Annotated in this window: 21 protein-coding genes; 9 read left to right on the top strand and 12 right to left on the bottom strand. The window is 48.4% G+C overall.

The genetic code is table 11. The annotated features are described in order from the left end of the window. The first annotated feature begins 380 nt into the window (after positions 1-380). Positions 381-2,618, top strand: a complete 2,238-nt coding sequence (locus SGRA_RS13945; RefSeq protein WP_015693393.1) for a Na+/H+ antiporter NhaC family protein — start codon at positions 381-383, stop codon at positions 2,616-2,618. Between the two features lie 599 nt (positions 2,619-3,217). On the opposite strand, the gene SGRA_RS24130 is transcribed toward SGRA_RS13945, so the two are convergent. The 5 genes from SGRA_RS24130 to SGRA_RS13905 form a co-directional block, all read right to left on the bottom strand. Beyond that, positions 3,218-4,018, bottom strand: a complete 801-nt coding sequence (locus SGRA_RS24130; RefSeq protein ID WP_015693390.1) for a hypothetical protein — start codon at positions 4,016-4,018, stop codon at positions 3,218-3,220. Positions 4,019-4,515: 497 nt separating this feature from the next. After that, the gene (locus tag SGRA_RS13920; RefSeq protein WP_148268353.1) at positions 4,516-6,582 is read right to left on the bottom strand and encodes a TonB-dependent receptor plug domain-containing protein; all 2,067 of its coding nucleotides are present in this window, start codon (positions 6,580-6,582) and stop codon (positions 4,516-4,518) included. Positions 6,583-6,766: 184 nt separating this feature from the next. After that, a complete protein-coding gene (locus SGRA_RS13915) occupies positions 6,767-7,843 on the bottom strand; it encodes a hemin-degrading factor (RefSeq protein WP_015693387.1) in 1,077 nt (358 codons plus the stop codon). Positions 7,844-7,848: 5 nt separating this feature from the next. Further along, entirely contained in the window at positions 7,849-8,652 is an 804-nt protein-coding gene (locus SGRA_RS13910) for an ATP-binding cassette domain-containing protein (protein WP_015693386.1), read from the bottom strand. 173 nt (positions 8,653-8,825) lie between these two features. Continuing rightward, positions 8,826-9,848, bottom strand: a complete 1,023-nt coding sequence (locus SGRA_RS13905) for a FecCD family ABC transporter permease (RefSeq protein WP_015693385.1) — start codon at positions 9,846-9,848, stop codon at positions 8,826-8,828. A gap of 129 nt (positions 9,849-9,977) precedes the next feature. Between SGRA_RS13905 and SGRA_RS13900 the strand changes: the two genes are divergently transcribed. The 5 genes from SGRA_RS13900 to SGRA_RS13875 all read left to right on the top strand — a co-directional run bounded on the left by SGRA_RS13900 (position 9,978) and on the right by SGRA_RS13875 (position 15,182). Beyond that, positions 9,978-10,922: an SDR family oxidoreductase gene (locus SGRA_RS13900; protein WP_245538560.1), complete on the top strand. Its 945-nt coding sequence runs from the start codon at positions 9,978-9,980 to the stop codon at positions 10,920-10,922. A 38-nt stretch (positions 10,923-10,960) separates the two neighbouring features. Next, positions 10,961-12,199, top strand: coding sequence for an SH3 domain-containing protein (locus SGRA_RS13895; RefSeq protein WP_015693383.1), 1,239 nt, complete (start codon positions 10,961-10,963; stop codon positions 12,197-12,199). 181 nt (positions 12,200-12,380) lie between these two features. Continuing rightward, positions 12,381-13,034, top strand: coding sequence for an HD domain-containing protein (locus tag SGRA_RS13890; protein WP_015693382.1), 654 nt, complete (start codon positions 12,381-12,383; stop codon positions 13,032-13,034). Between the two features lie 230 nt (positions 13,035-13,264). Beyond that, positions 13,265-14,464, top strand: coding sequence for a class I SAM-dependent rRNA methyltransferase (locus tag SGRA_RS13880; RefSeq protein ID WP_041329931.1), 1,200 nt, complete (start codon positions 13,265-13,267; stop codon positions 14,462-14,464). Between the two features lie 76 nt (positions 14,465-14,540). Beyond that, positions 14,541-15,182: a hypothetical protein gene (locus tag SGRA_RS13875; RefSeq protein WP_015693379.1), complete on the top strand. Its 642-nt coding sequence runs from the start codon at positions 14,541-14,543 to the stop codon at positions 15,180-15,182. Between the two features lie 85 nt (positions 15,183-15,267). Here SGRA_RS13875 and fahA read toward each other — a convergent pair whose 3' ends face one another. The 7 genes from fahA to SGRA_RS13840 form a co-directional block, all read right to left on the bottom strand. Then, positions 15,268-16,542 carry a fumarylacetoacetase gene (gene fahA / locus SGRA_RS13870; RefSeq protein WP_015693378.1) on the bottom strand — a complete coding sequence of 425 codons (1,275 nt, stop codon included), beginning with the start codon at positions 16,540-16,542 and terminating at the stop codon, positions 15,268-15,270. Positions 16,543-16,828: 286 nt separating this feature from the next. After that, positions 16,829-18,157 carry an NADH:ubiquinone reductase (Na(+)-transporting) subunit F gene (gene nqrF, locus SGRA_RS13865; protein ID WP_015693377.1) on the bottom strand — a complete coding sequence of 443 codons (1,329 nt, stop codon included), beginning with the start codon at positions 18,155-18,157 and terminating at the stop codon, positions 16,829-16,831. Positions 18,158-18,197: 40 nt separating this feature from the next. After that, on the bottom strand, positions 18,198-18,803 hold the full coding sequence (gene nqrE, locus SGRA_RS13860) for an NADH:ubiquinone reductase (Na(+)-transporting) subunit E (protein WP_015693376.1): 606 nt from the start codon (positions 18,801-18,803) through the stop codon (positions 18,198-18,200). A 43-nt stretch (positions 18,804-18,846) separates the two neighbouring features. Beyond that, positions 18,847-19,512: an NADH:ubiquinone reductase (Na(+)-transporting) subunit D gene (locus SGRA_RS13855; RefSeq protein ID WP_002657242.1), complete on the bottom strand. Its 666-nt coding sequence runs from the start codon at positions 19,510-19,512 to the stop codon at positions 18,847-18,849. 48 nt (positions 19,513-19,560) lie between these two features. Continuing rightward, positions 19,561-20,370, bottom strand: a complete 810-nt coding sequence (gene nqrC / locus SGRA_RS13850; RefSeq protein WP_015693375.1) for an NADH:ubiquinone reductase (Na(+)-transporting) subunit C — start codon at positions 20,368-20,370, stop codon at positions 19,561-19,563. Further along, entirely contained in the window at positions 20,360-21,661 is a 1,302-nt protein-coding gene (locus tag SGRA_RS13845) for an NADH:ubiquinone reductase (Na(+)-transporting) subunit B (protein ID WP_015693374.1), read from the bottom strand. Before SGRA_RS13845 ends, nqrC begins: the two co-directional genes overlap by 11 nt. A gap of 52 nt (positions 21,662-21,713) precedes the next feature. Next, positions 21,714-23,357, bottom strand: a complete 1,644-nt coding sequence (locus SGRA_RS13840; protein WP_015693373.1) for a Na(+)-translocating NADH-quinone reductase subunit A — start codon at positions 23,355-23,357, stop codon at positions 21,714-21,716. 294 nt (positions 23,358-23,651) lie between these two features. Between SGRA_RS13840 and SGRA_RS20735 the strand changes: the two genes are divergently transcribed. The 3 genes from SGRA_RS20735 to SGRA_RS13825 are packed head-to-tail and all read left to right on the top strand — an operon-like array spanning position 23,652 to position 24,932. After that, positions 23,652-24,071 carry a Fur family transcriptional regulator gene (locus SGRA_RS20735; RefSeq protein WP_015693371.1) on the top strand — a complete coding sequence of 140 codons (420 nt, stop codon included), beginning with the start codon at positions 23,652-23,654 and terminating at the stop codon, positions 24,069-24,071. Positions 24,072-24,089: 18 nt separating this feature from the next. Continuing rightward, complete coding sequence (locus SGRA_RS13830; protein WP_015693370.1) at positions 24,090-24,392, top strand: DUF4286 family protein; 303 nt, start codon at positions 24,090-24,092, stop codon at positions 24,390-24,392. Positions 24,393-24,404: 12 nt separating this feature from the next. Beyond that, a complete protein-coding gene (locus SGRA_RS13825; protein WP_015693369.1) occupies positions 24,405-24,932 on the top strand; it encodes a 1,2-dihydroxy-3-keto-5-methylthiopentene dioxygenase in 528 nt (175 codons plus the stop codon). Positions 24,933-25,070 lie beyond the last annotated feature (138 nt).

Below are 25,070 nucleotides of genomic sequence, written 5' to 3'. Positions count from 1 at the left end.
AAAGGTGCAAAACATCACAGAGCTAATAACAAACAAATTAAATTTCAACAAACTTAAGATGCATAGAATATGAAAACGTCACAAAAGTCTTTAAGTTTTAAAAAACTTAAGGCCGCCGCCCTTTTGATTACCCAAGTTGTTACGGCAAAAGGTCCTCTAGGGTTTTTAGCTCCCATTTATTTTGTTTGTTTTTTGGGCCGATGTCTCGCCTAGGCCAAACTCACAGCCATTTTCCAGAAGTTTGTTGAGCAATTCTCTTTAATTTTTTTTAAAATCCATTATTTTAAGCGCCCAATTAAGCGATTTTGCAATCAATCATTTGGGCAATAAACAGGCAGGCCACCCCCTAGCCTTTTTTTATGCCCAATAATAGCCCGTTAATGAAAACTTTTTTTTGGACCCTAATCACGCTATTCTTGGCCGCTAACTTGCTCGCCCAAAGCCCTCCGAGCAATCAAGCCGATAGTCTCCGCCAAGATTCTATCGCCCAGGCTCATATCCAACTATTAGCCGATAGCCTCGCCCAAATTAACGTCAAAAGAGATACAATCCCTCAATACGATACGCTTGGCATCGCTAGCTTTCAGTACGAATGTATCCAAGAAAATAAGGAGAGCTTCCTCCGCTTTTCTGTGGTCAATCAAAAACCCTTTTTGGGCAAAATATCCATCAATGGAGAAGAACAACTCCTCCTCTTTAAAGACGGACAAAGCCAAAAACAAATTGAACCCCAGCTCCAAGGTGAGCTTTATCAGCTCTCTAGCCAATCGGGGCGACAAAAAACGCATAAGCTAGTCCACCTCCGCAAACGTACCGACGGCAGCATCCGCGTCAAACCCATTCCGCTTTGGTGGTCTATTCTTCCCCCCCTTGTCGCCATCCTGATTGCCCTGATGTTCAAACAGGTGGTTTTGGCCCTTTTCCTCGGCATCTTTTCTGGCGCCTGGATCATTAGCGGAATGCCCCTAGAACCCTACCTGATCGTTAAAAGCTTCTTTAGCGTTCTCGATACTTATATTATTAAGGCCATGTCTGATAGTGGTCACCTCTCAGTAGTCCTCTTCTCGATGATGATTGGCGGAGTGGTCGCCCTGATTTCCCGAAATGGCGGTATGGCCGGCATTGTCAAACAGCTAGCCCCCCTAGCCCGTGGCCCCAAAAGTACCCAGTTGGTCGCTTGGTTTCTCGGTATCGCCATCTTCTTCGATGATTATGCCAATAGCCTAATTGTTGGGAATACGATCCGCCCCCTTAGCGATAAGTACAAGATCTCTAGAGAAAAACTCGCCTATATCGTAGATAGTACAGCCGCCCCTATCGCCGCCATTGCCTTTATTACGACCTGGATCGGCGCCGAACTCGGCTATATCGAAGATGCGCTCCCTAGCCTAGAGGGAATCGGCCAGCCGCCCTCGGCCTATTCGGTTTTTCTCTCTTCTCTACAATATTCTTATTACTCTTTCTTTACGCTCCTCTTTATCCCTATGATCGTGATTTTCGGCCGCGATTTTGGCCCTATGCTTAAGGCCGAACGCCGCGCCCGCCACCAAGGTCAGGTTTTCGCCGTCTCTGGCAATGAAGGCGATAGTAGCGAACTAGAAGAGCTAGACCCCAAGCCCGGCGCTCCCCTTCGCTGGATTAACGGACTGCTTCCCATTCTCGTCGTAGTGCTCGGCACCCTCCTCGGCCTGATCGATACGGGCATGAATAGCTGCTACCAAAGCCTAATGGATAAAGGCCTTGCCCTAGAAAGCAATAGCTGGGAACTGATCTGGCAAGAACTCGGCTACCTAGAAGCCGACCTCAGCCAAGGTCTGGCCGCTGCCAAAAATGAGGCGATGGCCATCTCCGATTTGCGCAAGTTGGGTATCCTTATCGGTAGCTCCGACTCTTATTCGGCCCTCCTCTGGGCCTCGCTTTCTGCCATTATTGTGGCCATTTTCCTCTCCATGATTCAAGGGATTCTCAAATTAGGAGAAGGCCTCGAACTGATGGTCGCTGGCTTCAAAACGATGGTGCCCGCTCTCCTGATTCTGGTCTTTGCCTGGTCGCTGGCCCTCACGACAGAGGAATTAGGCACCGCCGAATTCCTAACCTCTAGTCTAGAAGGAAACCTCAGCCCTTATTTTCTGCCCGTGGTCATTTTTATCCTCTCGGCACTAATTGCCTTTTCTACGGGCTCTAGCTGGAGTACCATGGCCATCCTCTACCCTATCGCCATTCCCATGACTTGGGAGCTCTGCCGTGCCAATGGCCTGCCTATGGAAACCACCTGGGCCCTACTCTATAATAATATCGCTATCGTCCTCTCGGCCTCGGTCCTCGGCGATCACTGCTCGCCAATTTCCGATACAACTATCCTTAGCTCTCTAGCCTCCAATTGCCGCCATATCGATCATGTGCGCACTCAACTTCCCTATGCCCTAACGGTTGGTAGTGTGAGTTTGGCCTGCGGCTATGCCAGCACGGCTTTCGCTATTCCCTTTACGATTTGTTTCCCTGTCGGTTTGGCGGTCTTGCTTTTGGTAGTCATCTTCTTCGGAAAATCAGTCAAAAAGAATCCCGATGCAGAGGATACCCCCCCCGATCATCCTCCCTTAGATACAGAACAAGAATAATGATAACTGGCCCTTTTCACTTTTTGTGAGGAGGGCCTTTTTTTGGGGCCTCCGCAGCAAAGCTGCGGCGCTACGCTTCAGGGCTCGCAAGTCTGCTCGGCCCTGCGGCCTGACGGCCTTGGTCTGCGGCTTCGCCGCCCCCTTTCGCATCGCTAGGCCTGCGGCCCTTCGGGCCTGTAGGATGGATATATAGACCTGCGGGTTAAAACCCGCAGCCAATTTCGGAACAGATTAGTTAAGATTTAGCCGCCCTTTGGCCTGCAGCTTAAAAGCCGCAGGACCTCAAAAATCAAATAGCTCCTTTCTTAATTGAAGCAGGGGCTTTTAAGCCGCTGCGGCGAAAAAAATAATGACCCAAGCAAATTGGCTGCGGCCTTTAGGCTGCAGAAACAGGGATTTTGTGTCTGCGCCTTTCCTGCGCCTAGGGACAAGCCCCTAGGCTAGCTTTTCAGACAGCCCTCTAAAGAGGGCCTTTGGATAAGGTTTTCCTTTGAAATAACTACTTAGCAAGGCCGTGTATATCAGCCTTTGAGGCCCTTTAGGGCTGACTCCATTGGATTAGCCTAGGGGCTTGTCCCTAGGCGATGATTGGCCAAATCCTAACAGGCTAAAGACCCAAATTTTATTCGGATACACAAAATCCTGAACAGTCCCACAAATGCCGTTTCACAAATTGCAAATAGCATAGCCCGCTTTACAATTGCCATTTCACAAATTGCGAATAGCATCCCCCGCTTTACAATTGCCGTTTCACAAATTGCAAATAGCTCACCGCAGTTTACAATTGCCATTTCACAAATTGCGAATAGCATCCCCCGCTTTACAATTGCCGTTTCACAAATTGCAAATAGCTCACCGCAGTTTACAATTGCCGTTTCACAAATTGCAAATAGCTCACCGCAGTTTACAATTGCCGTTTCACAAATTGCAAATAGCTCACCGCAGTTTACAATTGCCATTTCACAAATTGCGAATAGCATCCCCCGCTTTACAATTGCCATTTCACAAATTGCGAATAGCTCACCGCAGTTTACAATTGCCATTTCACAAATTGCAAATAGCATCCCCCACTTTACAATTGCCGTTTCACAAATTCCGAATAGCATAGCCCGCTTTACAATTGCCGTTTCACAAATTGCGAATAGCATCCCCCGCTTTACAATTGCCGTTTCACAAATTGCAAATAGCATCCCCCGCTTTACAATTGCCGTTTCACAAATTGCGAATAGCATCCCCCGCTTTACAATTGCCGTTTCACAAATTGCGAATAGCATAGCCCGCTTTACAAATGCCGTTTCACAAATTGCAAATAGCATCCCCCACTTTACAATTGCCGTTTCACAAATTCCGAATAGCATCCCCCTCTTTACAATTGCCGTTTCACAAATTCCGAATAGCATACCGCAACTGTAGGATGCCGTTTTGCAGCTGCAGAATAGGGCGTAAAGGTTTTGTTGGGCTATTTGTCCTTCGGCCATGGCGGCTGCGCCGCTATCTGCAGCCTAAAGGCCGCAGCCAATCCCGTTGGGCCATCATCTTGCTCGCCGCAGGAGCTTAAAAGCCCCTGCCTTCTATCTTGGAAGCAGGGGCTTAGGTTTTCAGGACCTGCGGCTTTTAAGCTGCAGGCCAAGGGGCGACAAAGAGCTAGCTGGGATCCTAATCTGGCTGCGGCTTTTAAGCTGCAGCTATGGCCGAAGGCCAAACGGCCTAGCGATGCGAAAGGGGGCGGCGAAGCCGCAGACCAAGGCCATCAGGCCGCAGGGCCGAGCAGACCTGCGAGCCCTGAAGCGTAGCGCCCGCCGAAGGCGGGAGGCCCCAAAACATCCATCAACTAGCCGCATAAAAAAAGCCCGCATTACTGCAGGCTAAAACACAAAAATCGACTACTTCTTCTGCTCTATTTAGAGCGATAATTATAGCGCAATTGCAGAAAAAACTGCCGGCCAGGGCTAATCGCCATGCTGCCGCTGCCCCCCGAATGCGCAGAGCCGCTATCGCCAGACGCTACGGTTTGTACATTGAGCAAATTGCGAACGCCCGCCCCTAGGGTCCAAACTTTCTTAAAGCGCTTTTGTACCGTCAGGTCCATTAAAGAATAGGCCCCTAAGCTATATTCATAGACCTCATTTTCTTGCGTAATGGGGTTGTAGGTCTCGGCATAGCGCAATAATTTGTCATAATCTCGGCGAAAAATGGAGCAGCTCCAGCCCGTTTTGGCCCAATGATAAGACAACTGCTGGCTAAATTCTAGGGTATAATTGTAGCGGGGCACCGCCTCCGAATCTTGGCTAAGGCTATTGTATCGGCCCGTATAAATGGCGCCCAACTGGACGCGCCAACCGCCCTTTTGATAAGACAGGCGATAATCGGCGCCTAAGCTCTCATAGCGCTCCAAGTTGAAATAGCTATACTGATTGCTCGCATTGGGCGCAGGTTGATAACTGCCCGTGCTGTCGACCACAAAATCTTGTAGCGTAATTTGGTCCTCAATATAGTTATAGAACAAATTGAGGCCCGTTTGCCAAGGCCCTTTGCGGTAATCTAAATTGAGGCGCAGATGCTGAGAACGCTCCGCCTTGAGATCGGCATTTCCCTGAATAAAATGGTTGGCATCTACAAAATCCATATAGCGCTCTTTGAGCGAGGGCGCCCGAAAACCCGAAGCATAAGAGCCCCGAAGCGTCCAGTAAGGATGCCATTGCCAACGCCCCTGCACACTATAGGTCAATGGCGCCTGATAATCGGTATGATAGCTCCCTCTAAGGCCCAACTGCAAGCGTAGCTTGGCTGTAGGTTGATAACGGACCACCCCAAAGGCCGCATAATCGCCCTGCTCGCTATCCTCTTTGAGGCGTTGGCCCAAAGCGGCCTCTTGGCGAAAATCTAAGCCCGCTTGAAAATCCCAAACTTCTCTAAATTCGGTAGCCATCACCGCTCGAAAATGCCAGGCGGAAAAGGCCGAAGTATCAGAATCTAGGCTATCCTGCCGCAGGGCTTCGGGATTTTCCCCCAAAGGCTGGCGATAGGCATTTTTTTGCCGCTCATAAAGATTATTGGCCAAAAAAGCCTGCAAATGATAGCGCTCATCAATTACCTTTTTCCAAGATAATTGTTGGTCCAAACTGCGGGTAGTAAAGGTATAATCATTAGCATAAGAAAGGCTGGGAAAATCAGGCAAACGAGTATCGCCCAACTGCTTAATTTCCTCCAATAAGCCCCCAATCCGATAGCGAAATTGCCCCAGCTTTTTAGCATCCCAACGCAAAAAAGCCTGTACATCATGCTGCGTTTTTGGGTTAAAGGCCTGAGAGCGAAGGCTATCAAAACCATAGCCCGCCCAATTTAAATAACGGTAGTTAATGCGGCCAGAAATAGCCTTATAACGGCCCCCAAAATAGGCAGATCCCTGATAGCGGCCCTTGCTTTCGCCCAGCAAATGCCCGCCAGCCTGCCAGCCTTCTTTGATAAAATCTTGGGTGACCAACTGAATCGTTCCGCCTAGGGCATTACTGCCATAAAGGACCGACATCGGGCCCTCGACAATCTCGACCTGCTTGAGGTTTTCTAGGCCCATACGGCCCAAATCGAGCTGCCCATCTTGTCGGCCCACCAAAGGAACACCATCTACTAATACATTGATATAACGGCCAGACAACCCCTGCATTTCTATCTGCGAGCCCAACACCCCATCCTGCTGAATCCGAATATTGAGTTGTTGTTGCAAAAGCTCGTCTAAAACCAAGGCGGCCCGCCTTCTAATTTCCTCTAAAGAGATGAGTTGCAGCGGCTCGATCGCCTTCGCTTGCCCAATGGGCAAAAATTCTCCACTCACAATCACTGCTTCATCCTGCCGCTCCTCTAACAACAAGCTATCTGCAGTGGGTGGAGTTTGGGCGTTCAGCAGCTGCAAACCGCATCTCCAAAGCAAAAATGAGAAAATACTGCTAATCTTTAGGTAGTTCATATCTACTTTTTTCTTTTTTGTTGGGGCTGCCCCGCCCTTGCGGGCGGGTCGCTCCCCTTTGGGCTCGCTCTCTGCTCGGCCCGTCTTTTTCGCTGCGCTCAAAAGCCGGTCTGGCCTGCGGCCACCCACCGGGCAGCTCAGCCTGCGGCGCTTCGCGCCTGTAGAACGCAGAAAATCAAACCCTTTAGACCGATTCGGGCTGGACCAAAACGGGCAAAGTATTGAGCAGGGCGCGCCAGTCTTCTCTTTCGGGAATACCGGGTTTGCGCGCGCCAAAGAAATAAGCAATTAGTTCTCCTTGCTCATCAAAAAGCTCTAGGCTAGAGACGATTCCGTCTGCAGAGGGTTTGCGGACCCACCAAGCCTCGGCTACGCCAGCCAAATCTAGATGCAGGTTAAAATCGGGATCCATCACATTGATCCAGGTCCCTCGCTCTACAATGCGTTTTACTGGACCTGTATGAATTTGGATACAGCCTTTATTGCCTACAAAGACCATAATGGGTTGGCCCGTCTCCGATGCCTTTTCTAGCATTTGGCTAACAGCTGCTTTTTCCATTTGGCGGGCATGGCCTTCTGGGGCCAAACGCAGCGCATCTTGGCGGGCCAAGCCATGGCGTTTAAGCATCCCAAAGAAATCATGCGTATCCTGCAAATTCAACCAATCTTCTTGAAAGGCCGCTACATCTACCTCTGCTTTTGAAGCTTCGGGGCCTTCCCAATGGGGGTAAGGCAAAAGGGCCAAAGGGCTTTGGTCCTCGGCTCGGAACTTATCTAACAACTGCTGATAAGCCTCCATATTGCTCTCTTTGGTACAATAGACCTTATGCACGGCCTCCCCTCTATTATCGAAAAACTGCAAGCCATGCAAGACCTCTTTTCCTTTGGGAATGCCCACGGCATAGACATGGGTCCAGCTAGACAAAAAGAGGCGCAAATCGATATCGGGATTTACCACCAGCCCCACTTGCTGAGTTGGGCCCATAAAAGAAACATTTTCATAAATGCCTTTACGCTCATGCACCACATAAGGGTTGCGAGTAAGGGCCATCAGGCGGCCCAAAGGCGCTAGGCTCGCCAAAATCTCTTGGGGTTTATTCTCTAGGCGAATACAGCGGCCGCCCAGCTCCAATTCTAATAAAGACAGCTCGGCCACGCCCAATTTTTGGGCCGCTTGGCGAATGCGCAAATGAGGGGTTTCTGCTTGAAGGGCCGCATAAGCTTGGGCCAAATCCTGAGGCGTATTCAATTGATTCTCCATAATAATTATATAGTTTGGCCCTTTAGCCAGCCGCTAAAGATGACCTGTGGACAATGATGTATAGGATGTTTTTCTATAAATGTTTCTACTTGATACATAGCTTTGAGGGCTTCTTGCGTGAGCACCTCTTCGGGCGGGCCGAGGGCCCATTGTTGGCCTGGGGCCAAGAGCAGTAGACGGTCGGCATATTGGGCCGCAATATTGATATCGTGCAAAATGGCCAGGGCCCCTAATTGCTGTTCTTTGCAAAGTTGGGCCACCAACTGCATCAATTGTTGTTGGTGGGCAATATCGAGAGCGGCTAGGGGCTCATCTAATAAAAGCAGGGCTTCTTTTTGCTCAATCGCCTCCTCCAATTGCCAGAGGAGTCGGGCCAATTGCAGGCGCTGCCGCTCTCCGCCTGAAAGCTGTTGCCAAAGGCGGTCTTCATAGCCTTTCAGGCCCAATTGGGCCAGTAAATCTAGGGCTCGTTCATCAGAGAGGGCGGCTTTTTGTTGGGCATGGCCTAGGCTCATAAACTCCTGGACCTTTAAGGGAAAAGGCAGATGCAAACTTTGCGACATCACCGCCCTAAACTTTGCCATTTCGGAAAGGCTATATTGGGCCAAATCTTTCCCTTTGAGTTGGGCCTTGCCCTTAACTTTGAGCGCTGTTTTTTTTTGGCCTGCCAACCATTGCAAAAGAGAAGACTTTCCGACTCCGTTGGGGCCCAGAACCACCAAGAACTCTCCAGCAGAGAGCGAAAAGCGCAACTCTTCGAGCAAGGGCTTTTGGCCCCAATACAAGGCCGCATCTACATCTAAAAGCATAATTATTCCGTTTATTTTGCGTCCTACAGGCCCCAAAGGGGCCGCAGGCCTAGCGATGTGTAGGGGTGGCCGAAGGCCAGACCCAGCCAGCTTGCTGGCGCAGGGCCGAGCGAGCAGCGAGCCCCGAAACGTAGCGCCTGCCGCAGGCAGGAGGCCCCAAAAAATAAATCAGCCTAAACCAACTGATGTCTTCCTCTGGCTTGTAAGACCAGATAGAAAAAAAGCGGGGCCCCCAAAAGGGTCGTCAAGACCCCAAGGGGCAGCTCTTGAGGGGCCAAAAGGCAGCGGGCAAAGGTATCGGCCAGCAAGAGCAGGCAGCCCCCCAGCATAGCCGAAGCCGGCAACAAAAAGCGTTGATTACTGCCTCGCCAAAGGCGGATTAGGTGTGGGGCCAAAAGGCCAATAAAGCCAATGCTGCCCGAAAGCGCCACCGAAGCCCCTACTGCCAAACTAGCGGCAAACAAGACCTTCCATTTTATTTTTTGGCTGCTCCAGCCCATATATTGCGCCTCGGTTTCGCCCAATAAAAGGGCGTTTAGGGCAGGGCCCATAGGCAACAAAATGAACAAGGCAGGCAATAAGCAAATCAATAAAATCAGGAGATTGGACCAGCTACTTCCGGCCAGGCTACCCAGGCTCCAAAAGGTAAAATCTCGGAGTTGGGCCTCATCGGAAAAATAAGTCAGTAGGCCCGTAAAGGCGCCACAAAGGGCCGTAATGGCCACCCCAGCGAGTAGCATACTCGCCGTATAAGTTCGGCCATTTAGCGTACTCATGCGGTAGACCCCCAGGCAGGCCAAAATGGCCCCCAGAAAAGCAAAAAGCGGCAAGCCCCAAAGCGAATAACTGCCCAAAAGTGGCCCAATGAGGACCAAATAAATGGCAGCGGCCAGCATACTTCCGCCCTGTACCCCAATCAGGCTGGGTTCGGCCAAAGGATTTTGGAAAAGTCCCTGCACCCCCGCCCCAGAAAGGCCCAAGGCCGCGCCCACAGCATAAGCCATGAGCAGGCGAGGCAGGCGAATTTGCCAAAAGAGAAAATAGCTAGCGCCTGCTTGGGTTTGGCCAGAAAGCAGGGCCCATAAATCGGCAGCAGAAAGTGGGTAGGCCCCAAAAGTAGCTGAACCTAAGAGCAAAAGGACCGAAAACAGTCCGCCCAACAACAGCCATTGCAGATCTTCCTTTGCCAGATTCATCGCTATTCTTATTTAGATCAATTACTAATAGTGCAAGTATAGGCCCTATTTAGCAAAAGACAAAACTTATTTAGACTTATTTTAAGTAAGCGGCCTTAAAAGATTTGGGCTACTAAATATGAAGGCTGTTTGATATTCCTTAGATTAGCGATTCACCGAACGAATTGGATTGTGAAAAAAATTATTTTGACGGGGGCCTCGGGTTTTTTGGGTTGGCATTTGGCTCAGAGCTGGCAATTGGGCGGAGAGGCTGTAGGTTTATATTATCGGCAGCAATTTGAGGGGGCGCCTTGGTCTTGGGAGCGCATCAACTTATTGCGGGATCAGGAAGTGCGGGAACTGCTGGATCGTTTGGCTCCTGATGCCATTATTCATGCGGCGGCTATTGCCAACACTAGCTTTTGCGAGGAGCATCCGGCCCTCTCCTATCATGTAAATGTATATGCGAGTTTGACCTTAGCGGATTATGCCAAGTCCAAGGGGATTCCCTTTTTGTTTGTCTCCTCGGACATGGTATTCAATGGGCATTCGGCGCCTTATGATGAGGAAAGTTTTGCTTATCCGCTCTTGCAGTATGGTAGTCAGAAATTGGCGGTAGAAGAAGCTTTATTGGCCGATTACCCCAATGCGTATATTTGTCGCCTGCCCTTATTGCTGGGCATTGGTCCGGCTTACAGCAAGCATTTTTTTGGGCGTTGGTTGGCCCAATTGGCCGATCAGGAAGGGGAGCAACTAGCGGCTTTTAGCGATGAATACCGAACCCCATTATCGGCTTATGAGGCTGCTCGTTATTTGCAGCAACTTTTGGCTTTAATTTATTATAATACGGAAGAGAAATTGCCTAGAATTTGGCATTTTCCTGGGCCAGAGCGGCTATCTCGTTTAGAATTGGCCCAAAAAATGGCCCATTGTTTTGGTCTTGATGCGCATAAAATTTTGGCGGCTAGTTTGGCCGATATACAGCCTGCTCGCCCTGAAGACCTCAGTATGCAAAGTCTTTATGCCGCCCAATACCTCAACTACAGTCCCTTAAGTTTGGCCGCTCAGCTAGAAGAGATTGCCGCCAAAGGTTAAGGGCCAACTTATTTTTTTCTCACGTTAGTTTATTCCCTATGCGACCCTTTCGACATCTTCTAATTGGTAGTTTTGTTTTTTTACTCTTACCTGCTTGTAATGAGGAACGGCCCAAAGAGCAGCCTCAGGGGCCGGAGCATCGTTTGGCGGCCAAAAACAGCAAAACCAGCCCATTGCCACAGTTTGTAGAAGTCAGTATTCCCAACCTTCGGCTGCGCTCCACCCCTGATTTGGAGGGGGCTGTTTTAGAGCGTTTGGCCTTAGAGAGTGTAGTGGAGTACCTCAACGACAGCACCAACTTTACGACCCTAGTAGAAATGGGTGGAGAGGATCGCTATGAGCATTGGTATAAGGTGCGCAGCGGCAACGGCAATGAGGGTTGGGTCTATGGCGGTTGCATCAAATTTTTGGGAGAGCGAGAGAGCCTTCGTTTTCAGAGCATCAAGGAGAGTGAAACCCCTATTCCCTTGAGCCAAAAGGAGGAAATTGACCCTATGGAGCAGGCCCAGATGAATCGTTTTGGAGAGCTGCTTAAAAAGACTTCGATACAAAAAAAGTCGGCCTTAGAAGAGGCTATACAATACTATGAGGGGATGTTTCCCAACCGCAAAGCGGCGGCTTCAGACTGGGCTTTGGCCAAGCTAATTGCTTTTCAGCAGCAAGTGCATAGCTATTGGGTAGACCGTTTGCCCAGCAGTAAATTTCAGGCCCATTTGGCCGAGCTCAAGCGCTATGGCTCTGTAGATATGCAGCAAAATGCCAGTTTGCGAGAGCTCGATCAATTGTATTTGGCCTTTGCCTTGGGGCCCAAGGGCGAGCTATTGCTGGTCCCGAACATTGATAAATTTCAGCGGCGGGTCTATCGCATTGCCCCGGCCAATGGCCGTATTTTTCTGGACCTGTACGCCCAAGACATCGAGGAGCCGGTGCTAAAGGATGGGGAAATTATTCGGCCCATTACGGAGTTGGCCGCTCGTCTCATTAGCTGGGATAAATTCTTATTGCGCTTGCCCAATTACGAGCTCAAGGACTGGATCGAGGAGCAAAAAAGCCTTTATTTGCGGGCCTTATTGCAGGGCACGGCCAATCGCCCGGCTTTTGCGGGCCAGCCCAAGCGCTTAGAGGATGATTTTCAGTTGGCCTATAAAAACCTGCTCGAACAGATGGGGGAAGCTAGTTTGATTCTAAAAATGCAACCCTATGTGGAGGTACTGGCCCAAGAAAACTATATTTACAATGAGCGAGTAAGGGCTGCACAAGCCAAGGTATATGAATAATTTTTTGGGGCAGTCCCGCCCTGCGGGCGGGTCGGGCTGTCTCGCAGCTCGCTAATCGCTCGGCCCTGCGCCAGCAAGCTGGCTGGGTCTGGCCTTCGGCCACTGCTGCCCATCCCTCAGCCGTTCTGGCCTTTGGCCAGGGGCGGCTAGGCCGCCCAAGCTAGCCGCAAAACCATACAATATGATTATTAGTCCATATTTAGAAGAAGAACAAAAGGCCTATTTAGTAGAGAAATGGCAAGAGGCCGCTGGGGCCTATTCGATCGGGCCCAAGCAACAAGAAGACATCTGGGATTTGCTCTATGCGGCCTATGCCGATTGGGGTCGGCATTACCACAACCTTTCTCATTTGTACAATCTGCTACAACTAGCCGATCAGTGGGAGGCCCAGCTAGAAGATAAAGCCTTGGTCCAAATGGCCATTTTTTTTCATGATGTAGAGTACAACCCCAAATCCAAAGACAATGAGCGGCTCTCGGCCCAATTTGCTCGGCAGCAGCTGCGCAAACCCTTGGGGGCAAAAAAATGCAAACAGCTCGAACAATATATATTGAGTACAGAAAAGCATGCTCCTTTGCTCGATGAGCCCGACTGTCGTTTATTTCTAGATTTTGACTTGGCCATATTGGGCCAAAGCTGGTCTATTTATGAAGAATACGCCCAAGCCGTGCAGAAAGAATACGTCAATTGGTACAACTTCCTATTTTATAAGCAAGGGAGGCGAAAAGCCATGAAAAGCTTTCTGGATCGTCCTCAAATTTACTACTCTGCGGTCTTTAGAGAGCAATATGAGGCCCAAGCCAGAGAAAATATAGATCGTGAGATTAGCCAATAGCGCTTAAAAAGCCTATTTTTGGGCCTTTGCCTTTAGGCCAAGGCGCTGAGCGGCTTTAGCCGCCTTTCTTTTGGCTGAGGGATGGACAGCAGTGGCCCTTAGGCCAGACCCAGCCGCCAAAGGCGGCGCAGGGCCGAGCGAATAGCGAGCTGCGAAACAGCCCGACCCGCCCGCAGGGCGGGGCAGCCCCAAAAAAACAGTCTTTGAAACAGAACAGCAACAAACAACTGATGAACAAATTATATTATCCAAAAGTATTTATCAAGCCGGGAAAAGAGAGCGCCATTTTGCGCAAGCATCCTTGGTTATTTTCTGGGGCCATCAAGCGCATTGAGGGGCAGGTAGAAGATGGCGATATTGTGAGCTTGCACCGCAGCAATGGGGAGTTTTTGGCCATTGGGCACTATCATCATGGCAGCATTGCCGTGCGGGTATTTAGTTATGAGCCCTTGGCGCCCGATGCTGATTTTTGGGCCCAAAAATTTAATCGAGCTTGGAAAGTTCGGCAAATAGAGGGCTTGGACCAAGACCCCAAAACCAACTGTTTTCGCTTATTGCATGGCGAGGGAGATGGTTTGCCGGGTTTAATTATTGACTTTTATGCGGGGACGGCTGTTTTTCAGGCGCATTCTATTGGGATGCACCGCTGCCGCAATGAAATTGTGGAGGCGCTCAAGCGTTGTTTGGGCGATAAGCTACAGGCGGTTTATGATAAAAGTAAGGCGAGTTTGCCGGCTCTTTATGCCCAAGAGTTGGAAGATGGTTTGCTTTATGGCGAAAGAGAAAGCGGCTTGGCCGAAGTACTAGAAAACGGCCATAAGTTTGAGGTCAACTGGATTACGGGCCAAAAAACGGGCTTTTTCTTGGACCAAAGAGAAAACCGTGCGCTCTTGGGGCGTTATGCTGAGGGGAAAACGGTATTGAACGCCTTTTGCTATTCGGGTGGTTTTTCGATTTATGCCTTAAAAGCGGGAGCCAAGCGGGTAGACTCTGTAGATGTATCGGCCAAAGCGATTGATTTGCTCAACAAAAATGTGGAGATTAACGGTTTGGAAGGGGAAACCCATCGGGCGTACACCCAAGATGTGCTCAAATTTTTGCAGCAATCGGAAGAAAAATACGAGGTGATGGTTCTTGACCCACCGGCCTACGCCAAAAGCCTGAAAAAGCGGCATAAAGCGGTACAGGGATATAAGCGATTGAATATTGAAGGCTTTAAGAAAGTGGCCCCAGGAGGTTTACTATTTACCTTCTCTTGTTCTCAGGTGGTAGATGAGCAACTGTTTTACAATACGATTACCTCTGCCGCCATTGAGGCGGGTCGACAAGTGCGGGTACTGCGTCGCTTGAGTCAGCCAGCCGATCATCCCGTGAGTATGTTTCATCCAGAAGGGAGTTATCTCAAAGGATTACTTTTGCATGTAGAATAATTTTAGAAAAAGCTAATAGACCTTATCTATTAGCTTTTTTTATCTTTAGGGTATTAAATAATCTAATCCCCTTCTGATGAAATTCCCTTTCCTACTCTCCCTTTTGGGCCTCTTTTTATTTGCCTCTTGTACCTCTAGCCGAGTGGTTCGGCCTTTAGAAAAGAAGAAAACGGCCTTTGGGGCCGATGTCTGTTTATTCACTACAGCTGGAGAAGCGGCCCCCATTATCAACATGCAAGTGGCCCATGGATTATCTAAGTACACGACCTTTTATGCGGGCACCAATGTCAGTTCTTTATTGGGTGGTGTTTTCATGGCCGATATTGGTTTTTTGTATGGACTTTTGAAGCCCAAGGGTTGGCGGCCGGGTTGTAGTATCTCTCCTCGGCTAACGGCCCAGTTCAACTCTTATTCGACCAGTGACTTAACGCCTTTTCAGCCTGAGGCGGACCTCAACTTATACTGGGAGTATAGCAATCGAAAAGAGACGGCCAACAACTTCTTATTTCTGAACATTAGGAACTGGTTTGAATCTGAGGTTGGTGGAGTTTTCTTTCCTCAGGGCTATCGTCCTATTATTTCTGTAGGTCATCGTTGGCAGACGGAAAAAATGCAATTGGGTGTAGAGGCTCGTTATATGGGAGGTGCATTTGATGGCAGCACGACCAATGACCTACCTACTTATGGGTTTATGTTTACGGCCATGCGTTTGTTTTAATGTTTATTATGGTCAGCGCCCTAAAGGGCAAAAAAAGAGCGCAGTACCCTTGGGGTACTGCGCTCTTTTCTATTGGGCCAATCGCTTAATCTAGAGCGGGTAAAATTTTGCCTGTGCAGGGGCCAAAGCCGATGCGGATCCCTTCGGCATTGTAGCCATAGCCGGAAAGGCTGAGTTCATCGCCATCTTGGAGGAACTTGCGTTGGCTGCCGTCGGGCATATCGATGGGGCGGGTACCTCTCCAGCTTAGTTCGAGCATAGAGCCATAGCTAGAGGGTTCTTTGCCAGAGATTGTACCGGAGGCGCAGAGGTCGCCAACTTGAACATTACAGCCATTTACGGTATGGTGGGCCAATTGCTGGGCCATATTCCAGTACATGTACTTAAAGTTAGATTGGCAGATCGTTTTCTCTGCTCCGCTTGCTGTTTTGAGGTTAACTTCTAGCTCAATATTATAGTTTTTCTTGCCTTCATATTGGAGGTAGGGAAGAACTTCGGGATCTTGTTCTGGGCCTTCTACGCGCATATCTTCAAAGGCGTCTAGGGTAACGACCCAAGGTGAAACGGTAGAAGCGAAGCTTTTGGCCAAGAAGGGACCGAGGGGCACATACTCCCATTTTTGGATATCGCGGGCGGACCAGTCATTGAAGAGGAGGAGGCCAAAGATATAGTCCTCGGCTTGGGCGGTGCTTACTCTTTTGCCTAGGGGGTTTTCTTTACCGATAACGAAAGCCATTTCCAGCTCAAAATCGAGTAATTTAGAAGGGCCAAAAACGGGATTTCCTTCATTGGGTTTTTGTTGGCCTTTGGGGCGGTGAATGGCTGTACCAGAAACCACAATAGAAGAAGCGCGGCCATGGTAGCCTACAGGCAGGTGGCGCCAGTTGGGGAGCAGGGCATTATCGGGATCGCGGAACATGGTTCCTACGTTAGTAGCGTGTTCGATAGAAGAATAGAAATCGGTATAATCGCCTACTTTGACTGGCAGGAGCAACTCTACTTTATCGAGAGGAAAGAGGGCCCGGGCGCGGAGTTCGGCATGTTGGGCCATGGCTTGATTATCTTGGGCAAAGATTTCGGCTAGGCGGAGGCGGAAGGCCGAGGTTTTGGCTTTTCCGAGGGCCATAAAATCGTTGATATAGCGCTGGCTAAAGACAGTTTTATCGAGGTCCATATCATCGAAGAGGCCTAATTTGGCTAGTTGTTGTAGGTCGATAACGGTATCTCCGATAATTGTAGCCATACGGGCTTCAGACTGAGTGGTTTTGAAGACCCCAAAAGGCAAGTTCTGGATAGGGAAGTCGCTATTTTGCTGAACGGGCAACCAGCTTTTGAGTGCTGCTGCTATAATAGAAGCCATATAATATTTTTAGATGAGTTTATTGAATAGCGTCTAAGCTATAAAAAAAAGGGGAAGCCACAAGGCTTCAAAACTTAATTTTATCCAAAATTTGAGTGGGCTGGGTGGTGAATTGGCCTAGCGATGTGGAGCAGTGGCCGTCAGGCCAGACCTAGGCAGCTTTGCTGCCGCAGGGCCGAGCAGACCTGCGAGCTGCGAAACGTAGCGCCCGCCGCAGGCGGGAGGCCCCTAAAAAAAATAAAAAAGCCCCTGTAAAGAACAGAGGCTTTTATGGAAAGGGCTAAGATTAGCCACCAAAGTCATCAAAAGAGATATTTTCTTCTGGCACCCCTAGGCGATCTAGGGTATCTACCACAGATTTGTTCATCATGGGAGGGCCACAGAAATAGTACTCAATTTCTTCTGGTTCTGGATGGTCTTTAAGGTATTGCTCGTAGCAAACGGGCATAATAAAACCTTTGAAGCCATCGCCATCGGCATCGATATTTTCTTTGACCTGCCAGTTATCTTCGGGCAAGGGGTTATCGAGAGCCACATAGAAGCGGAAGTTAGGGAACTGTTTTTCGATTTCGCGGAACTGCTCGATATAGAAGAGTTCTCGGCGGGTACGTCCACCATACCAGAAAGACACCTTACGGTCGGTTGTTTTGAGGGTGTGGAAGAGGTGGAAAAGGTGAGAGCGCAGAGGCGCCATACCGGCACCACCGCCGATGTAGACCATTTCCTTTTTGGTGGGTTTGATATGGAACTCACCGTAGGGGCCTGAAACCACTACCTTATCGCCAGGTTTCTGGTTAAAGATATAAGAAGAGCAGACACCGGGGTTAATATCTTGGTAGCCGTCCCATACGCGTTTGCCATCTACCTGCTTAAACTTGAAAGGAGGTGTAGCGATACGGATGTTAAGCATTACGATATTCCCTTCTGCGGGGTGGTTAGCCATAGAGTAAGCGCGGAACTGCGGTTCATCGTTCACCATTTGGAGGTCCCAAAGTTTGTAAGTATCCCATTCATCTTGGAACTTATTGGGGTCATCGCCATGGTGTTCGGGGTGGGCTTCGATATCGATATTTTTGTAATCCACAGTAATTTTGGGCACATCGATTTGGATATATCCACCTGGGTCGAAGTTCATCTCTTCGCCTTCTGGGAGGCGGACTACAAACTCCTTAATAAAAGAGGCTACATTATAGTTAGAGACAACCGTACACTCCCATTTTTGGATACCGAAGATTTCTTCGGGGACACGGATTTCCATATCGCCGCGTACTTTCACTTGGCAAGCTAGGCGCCAGTTATCTTGGGCATCTTTACGAGAGATGTGGTTGAGCTCTGTAGGGAGAATATCTCCACCGCCGTTATCTACTTGACAGCGGCACATGGCGCAGGTACCACCACCACCACAGGCAGAGGGGAGGAAAACACTTTGGCTAGAGAGTACCCCGAGGAGTGTTCCGCCGGGTTTAGCCTCAAATGTTTTCTCGCCATTTACCTTAATCTTGACATCTCCTTGCGGGAGAAGTTTTTTACGGGCAGAGATCAATCCGGCGGACATAAAGAGAATGAGTACCGAAAAGACAATGACTGCCAGTATGATAGGAATAATAATTTCCATGAGGTCAGCTATTTTTTAATTCAGACGAAAATCGCTTTGATTAGTTAAAAGCCGCGGGATCGATACCCATGAGGCTCATAAAGGCAAGGCCCATTAGGCCTGTAAGGATAAAGGCCATACCCAGGCCGCGTAGAGCGGGGGGGATAGCGGCGGTTTTGAGTTTTTCGCGGATTGCGGCGATAGCGACAATAGCGAGGAAGAACCCAAGTCCGGCCCCGAGGCCAAAAGATACAGAAGTACCAAACTCATACTCTCTAGACACCATAAAGAGAGATCCACCGAGGATCGAGCAGTTTACGGTAATGAGCGGCAGGAAGATCCCCAGGGAGTTATAGAGAGAGGGGGAGACCTTCTCGATAATCATTTCTACCAGCTGCACCATAGAGGCGATAACAGCGATAAAGAGGATCAGGCGCAAAAATACGAGGCTTACGCCTTCTACGATAGCTCCATCTTGGAGAATATATGTATTGAGTAGCCAGTTGATAGGCACGGTAATACCGAGAACAAAGATAACGGCGAGGCCGAGACCGAAGGCTGTTTTTACAGTTTTCGATACGGCTAGATAAGAGCACATTCCTAGGAAATAGGCTAGGATCATGTTATCGATAAAGGCCGCTTTGATAAATACGTTCAACGCATCCATGATAGTTGAATATTAATTAGCGTTTGGAAAAAGAGGTTCAGATCTAAGATACATCGACAAGTTTGGGGTTCAGGCTACGCTGAATCCAAATAAAGATGCCGATAATGAAAAGAGAAGCCGCGGGTAGCACCATTAGGTTATTGGCGATATAGGCATCGGGCATAACTTTCCAGCCCATAAAACTTCCTTTTCCAAAGAGTTCACGTACAATAGCCATAGCGACGAGAACGACACCATAGCCAATACCGTTACCGAGACCATCGAGGAAAGAGCGCCAAGGCTTGTTGGCCATAGCGAAAGCCTCTAGGCGTCCCATTACGATACAGTTAGTAATAATAAGACCGATAAATACGGCCAAGCTTTCGTAGGCGCTATAAGCGAAAGCACCGAGAACGATTTCTACTACCTGAACGAGGCCTGCAATAACGAGAAGTTGGACAATCATACGGATTGAGCCGGGGATGCTATTGCGGAGCATCGAGATAATCAGGTTAGAGAAAGAAGTAACAAAAATGAGGGCTACAGCCATAATTAGCGAAGGATAAACCTGAGAGGTAACCGCTAGGGCCGAGCAGATACCCAAAACCTGTACGGTAATGGGGTTATTATCGTTAAGGGGGTCCGTCAGTAATTGACGTTCCTCTTTACCGAAGCCAAAGGCGGGTTCTTTCTTCTCCGCCTCGGCTAGCTGTTGTGTATCTTGAGCCATAATGCTAAAAATTTAAACAAATGAGATCAAATGCAATGCGGGAGCGGCTTAGCGCTGTCCGATTGCTTTATTATCGGCAGATTGAAGGCCTTTAATGTAGGGCAAATAATTGCCGATACCGCGCTGCATCATTTCAGACACACCATCACAAGTAACTGTAGCGCCAGAGATGGCCTTTACTTGATATTCGGGATGTTTGATATTTTTCTTTAGCACTTGTACAGACACATAATCGCCCGCTTCGTTAAAGATCTGCTTATTTTCAAATTGAGCTTTGAAGTCGGCATTATCTTTAATTTCGGCACCAAGACCGGGCGTTTCTCCTTTGTGGTCAAAGTTTACACCGGCCACCTGCCATTTGTCGGCATACTCTAGAGCGACATAGCCCCAGATTTTGTCCCAGAGTCCGTTTCCACGAACAGCAAGTACAAAGTAGTTTTTGCCTTCGTCTCCTTCATATTTATAGATAGGATAGACGCGATTTTCAGCGGCGAACTTCTCTTCTGAAGCGAGGTCAATATCGGCGAGTTTGCTATACTTTACGCCTTGGCCACGTTCATTGAGTTTATCGAGAGCGGCTTTAATTTCTGTTTCAGATTCTGCGGCCGACTTCTCTTGAGCGAAGAGAATATTGCCATTGGCATCCAAGATAGAAATCTTCACTTTTTGGTCAAAGACAGACTGCACATCGGCAGACATATCTTGGCCGGGGATACAGCTAAGAATTGCTTTTTTCTTAGCGGTTTCTTTGTTCTTCAAGAACATAGGGTTCAAACTATTGAACAAGAGCGAAAGCACAATGGCAATAACTCCAGTTAGCTTGAGCACATACAAATAGATTTGAGTATTACTTTGCATATTCCTTCGCGCGTTTCAATCGTTTACTAATATTTCCTTCGAGTACATAGTGGTCTACCAATGGAGCAAAAACGTTCATGAGTAGAATCGCAAGCATCCATCCCTCAGCATAGGCGGGGTTCATCACGCGGATGACCATACCAAAGAAGCCGATCAAGAAGCCATAGATAATTTTACCACGGTTGGTTTGGGCAGCAGTAACGGGGTCAGTAGCCATAAATGCCATAGCAAAGAGCAAACCGCCCATACCGAAGTGCTGATACCAAGGTACATTCATAAATACGGTAGCATCCCAAGCGTTAAAGATCATCCCGGTAAGGGCTGTACCAATAACGAAAGAAAGCATGACTCTCCAGCTTGCTACTCGAGTAATCAACAAGAAGATGGCCCCAAAGATAATTGCAGGCTTAGAAGTTTCACCAATACAGCCGGGGATACCGCCCATCCACATCTGCAAAGCAGAATATTGAGAAAGGATACCACCAGTTACTTCACCAGTAGCTGCATCTACCTGCGCCCAACCTTGTGCGGCACCAAGGGCCAAAGGTGTAGCTCCAGAATAGCCCGCTACAAAGGGAGTTCCTTGTACAAAGGTGCTCCATCCGGCAGCATCAAAAAGAGGATTAAACATAGTGTGCGCCCAGTAGTAATCGGCTACTTTAGTCGCTCCATCTTCAGCCAAAGCCCAAGCAGCAACCCAAGGACCGTCCCCTGAGATTTCTGTAGGATAAGCAAAGAAGATAAATACACGAGCCAAAAGCGCTACATTCAATACATTCATACCCGTTCCACCAAAGGCTTCTTTACCAATCACTACAGCAAAAGCTACAGCCAAAGCCAACATCCACAAAGGAATATCGGGGGGCATGATTAAAGGAATAAGCATACCCGATACCAAGAAGCCCTCTTCTACAGCATGGCCTCTTCGAGCAGCAAAGTAAAACTCGATTCCGAGTCCTACAACATTAGCAACAATAACAATAGGAAGCAATTGCACCAAGCCAAAAACGAGCTTGAGGTGAAAAGCTTCAATAAAACCAGTGTGAATACCAAGAGCAACAAAGTGCTGATGGCCAATATTAAAAGTTCCTACCAATAGGCAGAGTTGTAAAGCGATCACTACATGAAACATAGTGCGCTTCAAATCCATAGCATCACGAATGTGCACCCCTTTTCCCTTGGTCGTCAAGTTTGGCTTGAACATAAAGGTAAAAAAGGCATCATAAGTAGCATGAAGAAACTGATTCTCCTTGCTAGGCTCAATCCGTTTCCAGAAGTCTATTAATGCCATAACAAATTAGTTCTTATTTAGGTGGCTGAATCCAACGTTTTATAATCAAACCCTATTGAGCACGTAGCTCGTCTAGGCCTTCTCTTAAAATTGCTTGCAAAGGTTGCTTAGAAGTACATACATACTCACAAAGAGCAATATCTTCCTCGCCTAGCTCCAACAAACCAAGACCTTCCATTTTCTCAAAGTCCTTGGCCAAAATGGCACGCATTACATGCTGAGGATAAATATTCATGGGCAAAACGCTCTCATATTCCCCTGTCATTACAAAGGCACGCTTCTCTCCATTGGTGTTTGTATCAGGAACATAATGAGTGTCGGGAAAAAATCCACCAGGGAATGTCCGCGAACGTGTGGGGTGCCCCGTCTGAGGAACCAACCAACCAAACAACTCATAATAATTACCTTCTTTCACTACAGATAGTTGGTCGTCGTAAAAGCCCAAAAAGCTTTCTCGCTCCACCTGCTTACCAGACAAAAGATCGCCAGAGACAATGCGGATGCTACGCACCTCTACCATTTTCTCCTCTTTCTGCCCCTCAGCATTACGTACATATGCTTTTTCTGTAGTCATATCATCTGCCATGCCTTCCAATAGCGCAGCAATCTGTATTCCCTGATGAACACGAGCATAGTAGCCCTCTTCACCGGGCAATTCAGCACCCGCTACAGCAATTACTTTAGAGGTATCAAAAATACCCTCCAATAACAACTGACCAATCAATAGTACGCCATGCACATCGGTATGCCATACTACCTGACCATTGGGAAGAACAGGATCTACATGGTGAATGTGTACCCCTACATTACCCGCAGGGTGCTGCCCCTGGAAATAATGAATCTCTACACCTTCTACCTCATCCGCTTTCAAGAAAGCATCAGACGGACGCTGCTGAGCCATGCCGTTTACTCCCAAATGTACCTTAGTAGCCGAAAGCATCGCCAAAGCCTCTAGCCCCTTGCGAAAAGCAGCTTCCTTAGCCGCTACAGACAAATTTGCATCTGTAGCCCAAGGAGCCGTGTCAAATGTAGATACAAAAATAGACTTGGGCGTCATGCTAGGATCTGCAACAATGTCAAAAGGACGCTGACGCAAGAAAGGCCATGCCCCACTCGCCGTCAAGAAATCAACCAAGTCCGCACGACTAGCCGTCTCCAAATTAGGTACATCCTCATGCTTGTGGTACTGCATCTCTCCCTGGTCAGCCAAAATAACCAACTCGTTGATAGAACGCTTCTCCCCACGACGCAACTCAATGAATTCTCCACTCACTGGCGCAGCATAAATGATCTCAGGATGCTTCTTGTCATAAAACAAGGGCTCCCCTGCCTTAACAGTAGCCCCCAATTCTGGCATTACCTTAGGAATTGGCGACATGCCAATGAAATCCTTAGGCTTTAGCGCATAAGTAGCCGAACGTACTTCCCGAATGCCCGTCTGGCCCAAAGAGGGTCCTCCAGCCAAGTTGACATCAAATCCACGTTTGAGGCGCTTTACAGGCGCATCGTCCGGTACATACTCCCCCTTTTTCTTGCCCAACCCCAATAACTCTTGCAAGCTGGAGGGCAATACAGAGTAGCCGCTGGTGTCTTCCCCAGCCTGACTTGCCGTTACTTTCAACAGCCCGTCTCCTAGCGTCAATAGTGTAAAGATGAATAACACCAACACTATCGCAATGATAATTCCCCAGGTCATCTAATTCTCAAAATTTTATTTCAATTCAATAAAAATTGTGTGTCAAGCCCTCATTATAAATGCTAGCTTTTCTAACTTTGCTATAGACAGAAGCCCCGCCAAAGTTGCGCAAAACTACCAAATCTAAGGCGTCCAAAAAAATTTAACGCCTTTGTTTTGTAGCATTAGTCACAGTTTTATAGACCTCTGACCGACTTTGCGCAAATATATAATTTACTCTTACATTCTTTAGCCCCCTTTTTAGCTTTTATTAACCTCTATTTTTATTTAGAAGAAGTCTAAATTACTTTATATATGTCAACCCCGCTACAACTCCTAAAAAAACACAAAATCAGAAATACAGCCATCCGTAGAGCCATCCTGCAGGTCTTTATCCAAAAAGACTACGCCCTCTCCCATGCCCAAATAGAAAAAGCCCTCGATGGCCAATTCGACCGAGTGACGCTCTACCGAAACCTCAAAACCTTTGAACAAAATGGCCTGATCCACCGTATCGCTAGCGAACAAGAGAGTATCCAATATGCCCTCTGCCAAGATAGCAATTGCCAAAATCATAAGCATAGCGATGATCACCTGCATTTTCGCTGCACAAAATGCGAACGCACGTTCTGCCTCAATCATAACCCCATCCCCAATATCGAACTCCCCCAAGGATTTACCGCCCAAGAACAACAAATTTTACTCATCGGGCAATGTCCCAATTGCCAAGATTAAAACAAGAATAGTTTAGCTATGTTTATTCTCAATATTACACATAAGGTGGATGCCGATATCCTCCAAGAATGGAAGAACTGGATGCAAGAAGAGCATATCCCCGCTATCATGGATACGCAGCTCTTTACCGATTTTAAATTTACTAAGGTCCTCTTCCCCAGAGATGAAGAGGGCGCTAGCTTCGCTATCCAACTCCATTGCCCAGAACTTCGCCTGCTCCAACGTTTTCAAGCCAAGTTCTCCAACGATTTCCAGGCCCAAATGGCCCAAAAATATGGAACGAAATGCCTCTCTTTTCGTACCGTTCTCGAACTCCAATAAATTTTACCCATTATGGCTATTCTCAGTATTCCCGACCAGAATTTCCAATCCAAAAACCCTAAGGAAATTCAAGATTTTCTGGCCCAAAAAGGCATCCTCTTCGATCAATGGCAGGCCAAAGAAACCCTTTCCCTCCAAGCTAGCCAAGAAGAGGTCCTCGCCGCCTACGAGCATGTCCTCCAACCCTATATGAATCAAAATGGCTATAAGGTGGCCGACGTGATCAATATCAATAGCGAAACCCCCAACTACCCCGCTATCCGAGCCAAGTTCCTCGATGAACATACCCATACCGAAGATGAGGTCCGCTTCTTCGTGGAAGGCCAAGGCCTTTTCTGGTTCCACCTGCCCAATTCCCCCGTTTTTAATGTGCTTTGCCAAGCCGGCGACCTGATCTCTGTCCCCGCCAATAGCAAACACTGGTTCGATGCCGGTAAAGATAATCCCTCGGTCAAAGCTATCCGCATTTTTATCGATATGGAGGGCTGGGTCCCCCATTATACCGGTAGCGACTTGGCCCAAAAATATGCCGCAGAATAAGTTTTTTATTTGGGGCCTCTGCTGCGGCTTCGCCTTGCGGCGGTTACTCCCTTTGGTCGTCGAACTGCAGCCTAAAGGCCTTGTTGTCGTTGCGCAGCTCGCTGCTGTTTTGGGGCCTCCTGCCTTCGGCAGGCGCTA

It is taken from the genome of Saprospira grandis str. Lewin, assembly GCF_000250635.1.
Taxonomy (GTDB): domain Bacteria; phylum Bacteroidota; class Bacteroidia; order Chitinophagales; family Saprospiraceae; genus Saprospira; species Saprospira grandis.
This window is presented reverse-complemented; position numbering and strand designations above follow the sequence as displayed.

Excerpts from the sequence above, each read along its gene's own strand:
- SGRA_RS13945 (WP_015693393.1), top strand. The coding sequence starts at position 381 with ATGAAAACTTTTTTTTGGACCCTAATCACGCTATTCTTGGCCGCTAAC.
- SGRA_RS24130 (WP_015693390.1), bottom strand. The coding sequence starts at position 4,018 with ATGCTATTCGGAATTTGTGAAACGGCAATTGTAAAGAGGGGGATGCTA.
- SGRA_RS13920 (WP_148268353.1), bottom strand. The coding sequence starts at position 6,582 with ATGAACTACCTAAAGATTAGCAGTATTTTCTCATTTTTGCTTTGGAGA.
- SGRA_RS13915 (WP_015693387.1), bottom strand. The coding sequence starts at position 7,843 with ATGGAGAATCAATTGAATACGCCTCAGGATTTGGCCCAAGCTTATGCG.
- SGRA_RS13910 (WP_015693386.1), bottom strand. The coding sequence starts at position 8,652 with ATGCTTTTAGATGTAGATGCGGCCTTGTATTGGGGCCAAAAGCCCTTG.
- SGRA_RS13905 (WP_015693385.1), bottom strand. The coding sequence starts at position 9,848 with ATGAATCTGGCAAAGGAAGATCTGCAATGGCTGTTGTTGGGCGGACTG.
- SGRA_RS13895 (WP_015693383.1), top strand. The coding sequence starts at position 10,961 with ATGCGACCCTTTCGACATCTTCTAATTGGTAGTTTTGTTTTTTTACTC.
- SGRA_RS13890 (WP_015693382.1), top strand. The coding sequence starts at position 12,381 with ATGATTATTAGTCCATATTTAGAAGAAGAACAAAAGGCCTATTTAGTA.
- SGRA_RS13880 (WP_041329931.1), top strand. The coding sequence starts at position 13,265 with ATGAACAAATTATATTATCCAAAAGTATTTATCAAGCCGGGAAAAGAG.
- SGRA_RS13875 (WP_015693379.1), top strand. The coding sequence starts at position 14,541 with ATGAAATTCCCTTTCCTACTCTCCCTTTTGGGCCTCTTTTTATTTGCC.
- fahA (WP_015693378.1), bottom strand. The coding sequence starts at position 16,542 with ATGGCTTCTATTATAGCAGCAGCACTCAAAAGCTGGTTGCCCGTTCAG.
- nqrF (WP_015693377.1), bottom strand. The coding sequence starts at position 18,157 with ATGGAAATTATTATTCCTATCATACTGGCAGTCATTGTCTTTTCGGTA.
- nqrE (WP_015693376.1), bottom strand. The coding sequence starts at position 18,803 with ATGGATGCGTTGAACGTATTTATCAAAGCGGCCTTTATCGATAACATG.
- SGRA_RS13855 (WP_002657242.1), bottom strand. The coding sequence starts at position 19,512 with ATGGCTCAAGATACACAACAGCTAGCCGAGGCGGAGAAGAAAGAACCC.
- nqrC (WP_015693375.1), bottom strand. The coding sequence starts at position 20,370 with ATGCAAAGTAATACTCAAATCTATTTGTATGTGCTCAAGCTAACTGGA.
- SGRA_RS13845 (WP_015693374.1), bottom strand. The coding sequence starts at position 21,661 with ATGGCATTAATAGACTTCTGGAAACGGATTGAGCCTAGCAAGGAGAAT.
- SGRA_RS13840 (WP_015693373.1), bottom strand. The coding sequence starts at position 23,357 with ATGACCTGGGGAATTATCATTGCGATAGTGTTGGTGTTATTCATCTTT.
- SGRA_RS20735 (WP_015693371.1), top strand. The coding sequence starts at position 23,652 with ATGTCAACCCCGCTACAACTCCTAAAAAAACACAAAATCAGAAATACA.
- SGRA_RS13830 (WP_015693370.1), top strand. The coding sequence starts at position 24,090 with ATGTTTATTCTCAATATTACACATAAGGTGGATGCCGATATCCTCCAA.
- SGRA_RS13825 (WP_015693369.1), top strand. The coding sequence starts at position 24,405 with ATGGCTATTCTCAGTATTCCCGACCAGAATTTCCAATCCAAAAACCCT.